The organism is Collinsella sp. AF23-4AC, assembly GCF_003462685.1.
Taxonomy (GTDB): domain Bacteria; phylum Actinomycetota; class Coriobacteriia; order Coriobacteriales; family Coriobacteriaceae; genus Collinsella.
In genome coordinates this window covers 36,773-47,400 of the sequence record NZ_QRVE01000002.1, presented here as the reverse complement: position 1 = coordinate 47,400, position 10,628 = coordinate 36,773, and the positions used below count along the sequence as shown (strand labels likewise).

Here is a 10,628-nt window from a genome sequence, read left to right as displayed (position 1 = left end):
CCCTCCCGCCAGCGAGGAGAAGCGCCTCGAGCAAGCTCGAACCGTACAAGACCGTCATCCGCCAATAGCTCGAGGACGAAGCCCGGAACTGGCGCAAGCAGCCCTTCAATAAGTTGCGGTGAAATAGTGTTTGTTTTTGCTGCTAGATAGCACATTCAGTCCCTAATTCACCGCAACTTGTTGGTGGTGGCTTACTGGTAGCGTAGACACTCCACCGGGTCGAGCTTTGCTGCGCGGCGAGCGGGGTAGAAGCCAAAGATTACGCCGATTCCGACGGAGACGGCGAAGGCCAGCAGCACGGTGGCGATTGAAAAACTCGGTGTGATTTGCCCGCTGGCACCGAGTTCGCCAAGAATCCCGGATCCGGAGGCAAACATCGCGAGGCCCCATGCCAGCAGATAGCCAATCAGGACACCTAGCAGTCCGCCGGTGACGCACAGCGCCGAGGATTCGGCCAAAAACTGCGCGGTGATATCGCGACGACTTGCGCCCAGAGCGCGGCGGATGCCGATCTCGCGGATGCGCTCCGTTACGTTGGTAAGCATCATATTCATAATGCCGATACCGCCGACAAGTAGCGAGATGCTGGCGACAGCGCCCATGATGAGCGAGAACGCGCCCATAAAGGAGTTGAGCGCATCGATGGCGCTTTTCATGGAGGTCGCCGATACACTGTCGTACTCATCCTCCTCCTCGATGCCCTTCATCGCGCGCACCTTGGACTCGATGGTCTTACAAAGCTCATCCATGTCCGTACCCTCGGCGGCAAGTGCTGTCACGCTGGGGAATGAAGGATTCTCGTCGCCAAACAGTCCGGAGATAGTTTCGCGTGGCATATACAGCGTGAGCGAGCCCATGGAGTCGCTGCCCCCATCAATCACGCCTACAATCTGCACCTCGCCGTTGGACACCTTGATGGTTTTCCCCAGCGCATCCTGTTCGTTGCCGTAAAGCTGATCGGCGCCGTTGCGGCTGATGAGCGCCACGCGCGAGCCTGATTGGGACTCGGCCTGGGAATAGGTGCGCCCCGCAACGAGCTTGCTGGCCCCCACGGCGTCGAGCATGTCGCTATCGACACCCTGTGCCATGACGGTATAGCTTTTATCGCCGGTCTTATACTCGGTATACGCGCTGTCGACAATGCCGATCTGCTCTATCTGCGGCACCAGTTTTTGAAGCTTCTCGATGTCCGACTCGGTGAGTTCTTGCGACGAATAGATTTGCACCATGCGTGCCGCATTGAGGCCCAGGCTGTTGACCAGGCTGTTTTGGATGCCGCCGATGAGCGAAGTCATGGCGATAACCGAGGCGATGCCGATGACAATGCCCAGGATGGTGAGCAGGCTGCGCCCCTTGTTGGCCTCGAGCGAGTGAAGGGCTTCCTGGATGAGATCGCGGGCGCTCATGCCATCTCTCCTTTCGGCGGGTTGGCGGAGGCGGAAATCATGGGCAGGCTATCTACGGCGCTGCGCAGGGTCCGCGGTGCATGTGGAATATACGCGCCGTCGTGAATGCGACCGTCGCGGATGGTCACGGCACGGTCGGCCTCGGCGGCGATGCCGGGGTCGTGTGTGATAAGCACGATGGTTTTGCCGCGCTTCTGGAGCTTATGGAAGGTCTCCATCACAAGCGCTCCGGTAGCGGAGTCCAGGTTTCCCGTCGGCTCGTCGGCCAGAATGATGGGCGGGTCATTGACGAGGGCGCGTGCGATGGCGACGCGCTGCATCTGGCCGCCCGAGAGCTCGGATATGCGGTGGTCCCAGTGGTCGACGGGCAGCGTGACAGCCTGCAGCGCGTGCACGGCGCGCATTTCGCGCTGGCTACGGGGCACATTGGTGTAGGCCAGCGGCAGCATGACGTTTTCGATAACCGACAGGCGCGGCAGCAGGTTGAAGCTCTGAAAGACAAAGCCAATGCTCAGGGCGCGAACTTCGGTGAGCTCGTCATCGTCAAGCTCGGCCACGTTGAGCCCTTGCAGGTAGTAGTCGCCCGCCGTCGGCTTATCCAGGCAGCCTAGGATGTTCATGAGCGTTGATTTTCCCGAGCCCGAGGGGCCAGTGACAGCGACGAATTCGCCGGAATTTACCGCCAGGCTCACGTTGTGCAGGATGTGGGCGCAACCCGCCTCGCTCTCAAAAATGCGGTGCACGTTGCGGATGTCGATGACGGGACGCATTACATGCCCTCGTCGGCAGACATGCTGCCCGAATTCGCGCCGTAGCCGCCGTCAGCCATTGCGTCCGCTCCGGTGTCCATGACGAGGGTGTCGCCATCGCGCAGCTTGGTAACCGGCACGTTAGGGTTGATCTCGTTGCCCTGGTCGTCTCGCTTGACCTGTGTCTTGCCGACTACGGCTTCGTTGTCGTTTTGCGTCACGACGGTCACCTTAACGCGACGGGTCTGCTTGCCCTCGTCATCAGTCGCCACGTTGACGTAATAGTGTTCGCCGTCTTCGGTGATGAGCGCCATCGTCGGCACCATTACCACGTCGTCGAGCTGCTCGGTCACCACCGATACCTCGGCCGTCATGCCCGGCTTCAGGCGCGCGTCGGGCGCCTCGATGAGAATGTCGACGTTAAAGGTTACGCTGCCGCCGCCACCGTTGGCGGCGTCGGAGTTTGCCACCGACGCGATAGCCGTGACGGTGCCCATGCTCACGATATCGGGAAACGCGGGATACGTGACGTTGGCGCTCTGCCCAACGGCGATCTTTGCGATGTCCTTTTCGCCCACCTGCACGGTCACCTTCATCTTGGATAGGTCGGCGATCTGCATGCACTGCTTGCCGCCGCTCGTATCGCTTTCGCCCATGATCATGCCGCCCGTTACCGTGGCGCCCACCTTGGCGTTGAGCTCCACGATACTGCCCGAGCTCGGGGCCGTGACCGTACGGCTGACTACCTTGGCGTTCGCCTGATCGAGGTTTGCCTGGGCCGATGCGAGGCTGCGCTGCGCGGCCGATACGGCGTTCGTGTCCGCCGATGCGGCGGAGATGCCAGCCGCTGCGGAAGCTCCCTCGACGTCCGTCATTGGGGTGGCCTGTGCGGCGGCTACGGCTTTCTGCGCGTTGGCGAGGTCTTCCTGGGCGGCTGCAACTGCACGCTGCGCCTCGGCAACGTTGCGATCGAGCTCGTCGTTTTTAATGGTCATAAGCACGTCGCCCTCGTTGACGGATTGGCCTGCCTGCACGTTGATCGAATCGACCGTGCCGTCGACAGAAGGGGAGACCACTGAGGACGAAATGGGTTTGAGCTGGCCTTTCGCCTCGACCGTTGTGGTAAACGTACCCTCGGTCACCATGTCGGTCACAGGCCCACTAGTGCCCTGTGGCTGCGCATTGATAACCAGGGTTGCGATAATGGCAATGAGCGCGATGACTCCCACGACGCCGGCGGCAATACCGCGTCGAATCAGCTTTTTACGTCGACGTTCGGCACGTTTTGCCTTGAGCTTGGCATATGCCTCTTCATCGGAAATCTCGGCCGTATCGTTTGTGCGTTCGCCTTGTTTGTCGGCAGGTATGTCTGTAATCAGAGGAATCGTTTCGGTGGCACCTTCGGGCGAGTGCTCGGTATCATCCGGGCCCGGGGTGAGCGTGGGGACATTCGGCATAGCGTCTCCTTTATAGAAAGAACCTCGATAATTATATGCGCCCACCGGTTGGGGCGGGCGCATATGGCGGATTCTTTCGGAACTGTTAGATTGGAGCGTCAGTTCCCCGTTGTGTGAAGGCGTGTTTTCCTACGAGTGCACGACCACGCACAGGCCGACTTTGATGCAGTCGTGAAGTGCCCTGGCGTCGGCCAGGCGCAGGTTGATGCAACCGTGGCTGCCGCACCACTTGTACGACTCGGCGTTATCGAAGCTCTTGTCGTTTTGCCAGGTGGCATCGTGGAAGCCGATCATATTGCCCTCGAACGGCATCCAGTAGCTCACCGGGCTTTCGTATTTGGGCTTACCGGTCTCGGGGTCCTTGGCTCCGATCAGGGTGCTGCCGCCGTCGTTGCTGTTGATCTGCCACACGCCCTCGGGGGTGGCGTCTTCGCCCGGTTTGCCGGAAATAAAGTTGGCCTCCCAAACGATATTACCGTTCTCGTCATAGTAGCGCGCGTGCTGCTCGGACAGGTCGACGTCGATATACGCCTTCCAGTCGGGCTCTCCCTTTGCGGTAAAGGTGTCGGCCTTCTGGGAGTACTTGATCTCGATTTCGCCGGTCTGCTTGTTGTTGATGGCGTCCTCGACCTGCTTGGCGAGCGAGCTGCTGTCGATGGACCAACCAAAGTCACCGCCTTCGACGGCGCACTGCTTGCCATCGGCGCGCGTCCACCAGCGAGTGGAGCCCACGGTATTAAAGCCGTTGGCGAGCTCGGCTGCCCAGCTGCTGATCTGCGACGTATCGAGCGTGGGGTTGGCCGGATCGGCAAAGCTGATCCACTGCAATACGGAGCTGCCATCAACTTTGCCGGCATCCTCGCCGTTGAGCTTAAGGGTCACGTTGACGCCCAGGAAGTTGTTGGCGGCATCGCATGCGGCCTGAATCTGATCATCTGTCAGCGTTCCATTGAGTGGCTCATAGGCATCGTTGCCGAGCTTGGAAAGATCTACGGTCTCGGCCAGCGAGGAAAGCTCGAGCTCGGCATACTTAATGACATGCTCGCGGTTGATTTTTTCGTTGGAGCGCGCCTTCTCGACGGTAAACTTGCCGGCCTGCTCGTCATAGGAGCTATTGGCCTCGAACGTGCCCGAACGGCCCTCGTTAAACTCGTCGATAGCGGCGCCCAGGTCCTCCTCAAACTTCTTTTGGTCAAAGGTGTCGGAGAGCATGGACAGGTCGACGTCTTGATCAAGATCGACTTCGTTGGAGGTAGCAGTTGTTTTGGTCTTGCCGCTTAAGGATTCCACAAGGCGGACCGGCCAAATAAAGGCTTCGTTGTGGTTGATGATTTCTTTTGCGGCAGCTTCACCGTCGACGATGGGTTCATCGGACTCGGGCTGATAGGTCCAGCTAAAGTCATCGCCTGTCACGGTGAGCTTATAGTGCTTCCATGCCGAGTTGACCTTGGTGGCGGCAGACGAAGCGTTGGAGAACGAGACGTCGACGCCGGCGATGGTGGTGTTGGGGTAGGCTACCTGCGAAAATGCTACGACGCCTACGATATAGACAATGACGATTAGACCCAGGACGACAAAGAGCGTCGTCTTTTTGCCCGACTTTTTGTTCTCGGCGGGTTTGCGCGCGGGGCCACGATCGCCCCGAGCGTGCGTGGGGGGCTGCTTGGGCGCATTGCCGTTTGCCTGGCGCTGCTGACGTTGTTGACGCTGCTGTCGCTGTTGGTTCGGGCGTTGGGAAGCGTTTGCTGCACTACGCTGCTGACCGTGGCTCGGCGCGATAGGACGCGGCGACTGAACGCCGCCGGTGTGCCTGCTCGGCTGCTGCGGATCGGGAATCAGTTGAGTTCGATCGTTTTGCGACATCGTATGCATATCCTTCGATTTTCGCCTTGCGGTTCATCGTGTTTTTACTGGGCTTGCATTATAGCGATTGCCCTGCTGTTTGTGGTACGGAAACGGTGGCATTCAAAAGAGGTGGGACATTTGTCCCACCTTTGAGTCGTTCTTTGCCGCTATCCGCACACACCGCATTTTGCACAGGCCGAAAGTGCGGCCGGAGCCTGCGCGATGCCGCCCTTTGCCGTCTCGCGCAGCGTGGCCGGCAACGCGTGGCCCACCGAGAGCATGACATGTGCCATCTGGTCAAACGGCACCAAGCTCTTAATGCCTGCGAGAGCGAGTTGTGCCGAGCTAAAGGCCGCTGCCACGCCAATGGCGTTGCGGTTTTGGCAGGGCACCTCCACGAGGCCACCGACGGGGTCACAAACGAGGCCCAGCAGGTTACTCAGCGCGATGGAACTGGCGTCGAGCGCCTGCTCGGGCGTGCCGCCGAGCATCTGCACCAGCGCGGCGGCTGCCATGGCGGCGGCGCTTCCCACCTCGGCTTGACAGCCACCCTCGGCGCCGGCGACGCAGGCGCTCGTGGTGAGGTTGAGGCCGATGGCGGCTGCGCAGTAGAGCGCGTCCATGACTTGCTCGTCGTCGAGCTGCAGGCGATCGGCGAGCGCAAGCACGCAGCCGGGTACAACACCCGCGGACCCTGCCGTGGGGGCGGCGACGATCACTCCCATCGTGGCGGAGCGCTCGAGCACGGCCATCGCGCGGGCCACGGCTTCGGTCTGGACGGGGCCCATCAGGCTTTCACTCAAATCGTTGCGGCCGGTGGCTTCGACAAGCTTGGCCTCGCCGCCGATTAGCCCGCCGAGCGAACGCTGCGGATTGGCGAGGGGGGCCGTGGTCTCCTCGCGCATAACCTCGAGCACGCGGCGCATGGCGGCGACGGCGTGGGCCTCGCCGGTCAGACGCGCCTCGCGAACGGCCATGACGGCGCCGATGCTGAGCCCCAGTTCCTCGCACGCATCGAGCAGCTGCTCACCGTCGTCGAAGATTTCCTTGGCCGAGACGCCGGGGGAGAGCGACGAGGCAGAACCGGGGAGCTCGATAAACGTTGCGTAATCGACATTGTCGAGCTTGCGCAGCATGGGGACGACGGTGTCGTCGGGCGCGCCGTCGGTCTCAAAGACGGAGTAGGCCTGGCCGCCCACTTCGGTGCGGTAGGTGCGGCAGAAGGCGATGTTCACGTGTGCGTAGGCGAGCAGGTTGGTGAGCGCGGCGAGTACACCGGGGACGTCCTTGTGCGCCACGAAGAGTGTGGAGTACATACCTGAGATGTCGACGCCGACGCCGTTAATGCGGCTGATGCGCATCTTGCCACCGCCCAGGCTCTCGCCGCGGACCTGTGCCGTGGCGCCCGTGTCGTCGACCATGTCGATGTCGACGGTATTGGGGTGGATGGAGGCGTCGTCGCCCTTGATGTCAAAGTGATATTCTAGGCCCTGCTCGCGCGCGAGGTCGAAGGCCTGCTTGATGTTCTCGTCATCGGTGTCGAGGCCCAGGATGCCCGCGACGAGCGCACGGTCGGTGCCGTGGCCGCGGTAGGTGTGGGCGAAGGAGTTCCACAGGCCAAAGGTGACCTTGGTGATGCGGCCTTCCAGCAGGCTGGCGGCAACTTGGGCGCAGCGCAGGGCGCCGGCGGTGTGCGATGAGCTGGGGCCGACCATGACGGGGCCCAAGATCTCGAATGCCGAGGTCGTAGCTAGTGTTTGCGGCTTGCCTGCCATGGGTGCTCCTGTTCTATCCCGTCGTCCCGAGGGGCGGGGCATACTCTATCCCGCCGTTCCGAGGGCTTTGGTATTTGGTCGCCTGCTCGGGCAGTCCTGCTCGCACGGAGAGCACATTAAGTGCTCTCCGGCTCGTGCGGAACTCGCGACCGACCAGATACCAAAGCCCTCGGAACTTAGGATACATGGTTGAAGTCGCTCTGCTGCGAAATTTATCGGCCTATGACCTATTCCATGTCCCAGGTCGGCTCATCTTCACCACCTTTAAATAAAAAAGAAGTACCGGTTGGAGCCGGTACTTCTTTTGGTGCGTTGTTTTTTGGCTGTAGCTTTTCGAGTTAGCTTACAGGCCGCAGGCTGCTTTGAGTTCTTCGACTCGGTCGGTCTTCTCCCAGGTGAAGTCGGGGTCTTCGCGGCCAAAGTGACCGTAGGCTGCCGTCTTTTCGTAGATGGGGCGACGCAGGTCTAGGTCGCGGATGATTGCGCCCGGGCGCAGGTCGAAGGTCTTCTCTACGGCCTCGACGATCTTGTCCTCGGCGACCCTAGCGGTACCGAAGGTGTCGACCATGATTGAGAGGGGCTTGGAAACGCCGATGGCGTAGGCAAGCTCGACCTCGCAGCGGTCGGCCAGACCGGCGGCGACCACGTTCTTGGCGACCCAGCGCGCGGCATACGCGGCGGAGCGGTCAACCTTGGTGCAGTCCTTGCCACTAAAGGCACCGCCGCCGTGACGGCCGTAGCCACCGTAGGTGTCGACGATGATCTTGCGGCCGGTGAGGCCCGTGTCGCCCATGGGGCCGCCCACGACAAAGCGACCGGTGGGGTTCACGTAGATGTCGGCGTTGTCCCACGGCATGTTCTCAGCGGCCATGACCGGGGTGATGACGTGCTCGATAAGGTCGGCCTTGATCTTGCCCATGTCCTCGATCTCGGCAGCGTGCTGCGTGGAGATGACGATGGTCGTGACCTCGACGGGCTTGCCTTCCTCGTAGCGCACGGTGACCTGGGTCTTGCCGTCGGGACGCAGATAGGGCAGGGTTCCGTCGTGACGCACGGCGGCCAGGCGCTCGGCTAGGCGACTCGCCAGGTAGTGCGGCATGGGCATGAGGGTCTTGGTCTCGTTGGAGGCATAACCGAACATCATGCCCTGGTCGCCGGCACCGATCAGGTCGATCGGGTCGGTGGTAGCGCCGGTCTGGGTCTCGAAGGACTCGTCGACGCCCTGGGCGATATCGGGTGACTGCTCGTGGATGAGGCTCATAACGCCGCAGGTGTCGCAGTCAAAACCGAACTTGGCACGGTTGTAGCCAATGCGGCGGATAACGCCGCGAGCGATTTCCTGCACGTCGACGTAGGCCTGGGTGCGAATCTCGCCGGCGACGATGACGGTGCCGGTGGTCACGAGGGTCTCGCAGGCGCAGCGAACGTTCTCCACGTTGGCAGGCACGCCGTTGGGGGCGATGTAGCCCTGCTCCTGGAGCTCTATTTCTTTGGCGAGGATTGCGTCGAGGACGGCGTCGCTGATCTGGTCGGCGATCTTATCGGGATGACCTTCGGTCACCGACTCCGACGTAAAAACGAAGGACCCGTGTTGGGGTGGGATGGAACGAAGTTCTTCTGACATGATTGTCCTTTCAAAAACGTGTCCCAGCGACCGTTACCATTCCGCCGGGCTCTCTATGCAAGGGCACATCATAGCGCGTAATTCAAACATTCACACCCTTTCCGCACCTACTCATTGGGGACAGACTTAAATAATCAGCTTTGCCTAAGTGCCGACAGGTTGCCCAACGGCTGGTCATTTAAGTCTGTCCCCAATGAGTACAATGAGTAGGTCGGTGCCCTTTGTGCGGAGGTTGCTTTGATGCTTTATACTGATGCGGTTAGACTTCCATCCTGCAATCGAGGAGATTTCCATGGCATCAGACGTTCGCGTCCGCTTTGCACCCTCACCCACGGGCAAGCTCCACATCGGCGGCGCCCGCACCGCTATCTATAACTGGGCTTTCGCCCGCGCAAATGGCGGCACGTTCATCCTGCGTATCGACGACACCGACCCCACCCGCTCTACCGACGAGAACACGCAGATTATCCTGCGCGCCATGCGTTGGCTGGGCCTTGACTGGGACGAGGGTCCCGAGGTGGGCGGCGATTTTGGCCCCTACGCCCAGACCGAGCGCCTGGACCTGTACAAGCAGGCCGCCCAGAAGCTCTGGGACGAGGGCAAGGCCTATCCCTGCTTCTGCACCAAGGAGCAGCTCGACGCCGATCGCAAGGCCGCCCAGGAGCGCAAGGACCCCTTCCAGGGCTATCAGCGCCGCTGCCGCGATCTTGATCCCGAGGAGGCACGCAGCCGCATCGAGGCCGGCGAGTCCTACGTCCTGCGCATCAAGGTGCCCGAGGACCGCGGAGACGTCGTCATCCACGACGCCGTCCACGGCGAGGTGACCTTCGACGCCAAGGAACTCGACGACTTCGTCATCTTCCGCTCCGATGGCACGCCCACGTACAACTTCGCGACCGTCGTCGACGACGCCATGATGAAGATCACTCATGTCATCCGCGGCGACGATCACCTGTCCAACACCCCGCGTCAGGTCATGGTCTACGAGGCCCTCGGCGCGCCCGTGCCCACGTTCGCCCACATCTCCATGATCCTGGGCGCCGACGGCAAGAAGCTCTCCAAGCGCCACGGCGCCACCTCGGTGGAGGAGTACCGCGACGCCGGCTACCTGTCCGACGCCTTCGTCAACTACTTGGCGCTGCTCGGCTGGTCGCTCGACGGCGAGACCACGATCATCCCGCGCGATGTCCTGGCCAGTAAGTTCTCGCTCGACCGCATCTCCAAGAATCCGGCGACCTTCGACCCCAAGAAGCTCGACTGGGTCAATGCCGAGTACATCAACGGCATGTCCGATGCTCAGTTTGCCGACGAGATCATGGTCCCCGAGCTGCACGAGGCTGGCCTGATCGAGGGCAACGTCGAGTACGGCGAGGACTGGATCGACGCACTTGCCGCCATCGTCAAGCCGCGCACCAAGATGCCGGCCGACGCCGTGACCGTCGCCGCTCCCATCTTCGCTACGGCCGAGACGCTCGAGTATGACGAGAAGTCCGTTACCAAGGGCCTGGCCAAGGAGGGCATGGGCGCCATTCTGGATGCCGCCAAGGCCGCGCTCGAGGGCGTGGACGAGTGGACGGCTGCCAACATCGACGCCGCGCTTGAGCCGCTGCCCGAGCAGATGAACCTTAAGAAGCGCGTGGTCTTCCAGGCTGTGCGCGTCGCCGTCTGCGGCAACATGGTGAGCCCTCCGCTGGGCGAGACCATGGCACTTGTCGGCCGCGACGACTGCCTGGCGCGCATCGACCGCGCCCGCACGATGGCGCTGTAATCGC

General features: G+C 61.5%; 7 protein-coding genes. 1 reads left to right on the top strand and 6 read right to left on the bottom strand.

Annotation, left to right across the window (positions count from 1 at the left end; translation table 11 throughout):
- Nucleotides 1-191 precede the first annotated feature (191 nt).
- From DWY05_RS01865 to metK, 6 genes are all read right to left on the bottom strand, one after another.
- On the bottom strand, nt 192-1,406 hold the full coding sequence (locus DWY05_RS01865; RefSeq protein WP_117837178.1) for an ABC transporter permease: 1,215 nt from the start codon (nt 1,404-1,406) through the stop codon (nt 192-194).
- Nucleotides 1,403-2,176, bottom strand: coding sequence for an ABC transporter ATP-binding protein (locus DWY05_RS01860; protein WP_117837177.1), 774 nt, complete (start codon nt 2,174-2,176; stop codon nt 1,403-1,405). Before DWY05_RS01860 ends, DWY05_RS01865 begins: the two co-directional genes overlap by 4 nt.
- A complete protein-coding gene (locus DWY05_RS01855) occupies nt 2,176-3,612 on the bottom strand; it encodes an efflux RND transporter periplasmic adaptor subunit (protein WP_158558599.1) in 1,437 nt (478 codons plus the stop codon). The genes DWY05_RS01860 and DWY05_RS01855 overlap by 1 nt, the downstream gene beginning before the upstream one ends.
- A 129-nt stretch (nt 3,613-3,741) precedes the next feature.
- Nucleotides 3,742-5,475, bottom strand: a complete 1,734-nt coding sequence (locus DWY05_RS01850; protein WP_158558600.1) for a L,D-transpeptidase — start codon at nt 5,473-5,475, stop codon at nt 3,742-3,744.
- A 149-nt stretch (nt 5,476-5,624) separates the two neighbouring features.
- Entirely contained in the window at nt 5,625-7,232 is a 1,608-nt protein-coding gene (sdaAA, locus tag DWY05_RS01845; RefSeq protein ID WP_117837174.1) for an L-serine ammonia-lyase, iron-sulfur-dependent, subunit alpha, read from the bottom strand.
- 343 nt (nt 7,233-7,575) lie between these two features.
- Nucleotides 7,576-8,856 (bottom strand): methionine adenosyltransferase, encoded by a 1,281-nt coding sequence (gene metK, locus DWY05_RS01840; RefSeq protein WP_117837173.1) that lies wholly within the window; start codon nt 8,854-8,856, stop codon nt 7,576-7,578.
- Nucleotides 8,857-9,148: 292 nt separating this feature from the next.
- On the opposite strand from metK, the gene gltX reads away from it, so the two are divergent.
- On the top strand, nt 9,149-10,624 hold the full coding sequence (gene gltX, locus DWY05_RS01835) for a glutamate--tRNA ligase (protein WP_117820222.1): 1,476 nt from the start codon (nt 9,149-9,151) through the stop codon (nt 10,622-10,624).
- The last annotated feature ends 4 nt before the right edge of the window (nt 10,625-10,628 follow it).

Excerpts from the sequence above, each read along its gene's own strand:
- DWY05_RS01865 (WP_117837178.1), bottom strand. The coding sequence starts at position 1,406 with ATGAGCGCCCGCGATCTCATCCAGGAAGCCCTTCACTCGCTCGAGGCC.
- DWY05_RS01860 (WP_117837177.1), bottom strand. The coding sequence starts at position 2,176 with ATGCGTCCCGTCATCGACATCCGCAACGTGCACCGCATTTTTGAGAGC.
- DWY05_RS01855 (WP_158558599.1), bottom strand. The coding sequence starts at position 3,612 with ATGCCGAATGTCCCCACGCTCACCCCGGGCCCGGATGATACCGAGCAC.
- DWY05_RS01850 (WP_158558600.1), bottom strand. The coding sequence starts at position 5,475 with ATGTCGCAAAACGATCGAACTCAACTGATTCCCGATCCGCAGCAGCCG.
- sdaAA (WP_117837174.1), bottom strand. The coding sequence starts at position 7,232 with ATGGCAGGCAAGCCGCAAACACTAGCTACGACCTCGGCATTCGAGATC.
- metK (WP_117837173.1), bottom strand. The coding sequence starts at position 8,856 with ATGTCAGAAGAACTTCGTTCCATCCCACCCCAACACGGGTCCTTCGTT.
- gltX (WP_117820222.1), top strand. The coding sequence starts at position 9,149 with ATGGCATCAGACGTTCGCGTCCGCTTTGCACCCTCACCCACGGGCAAG.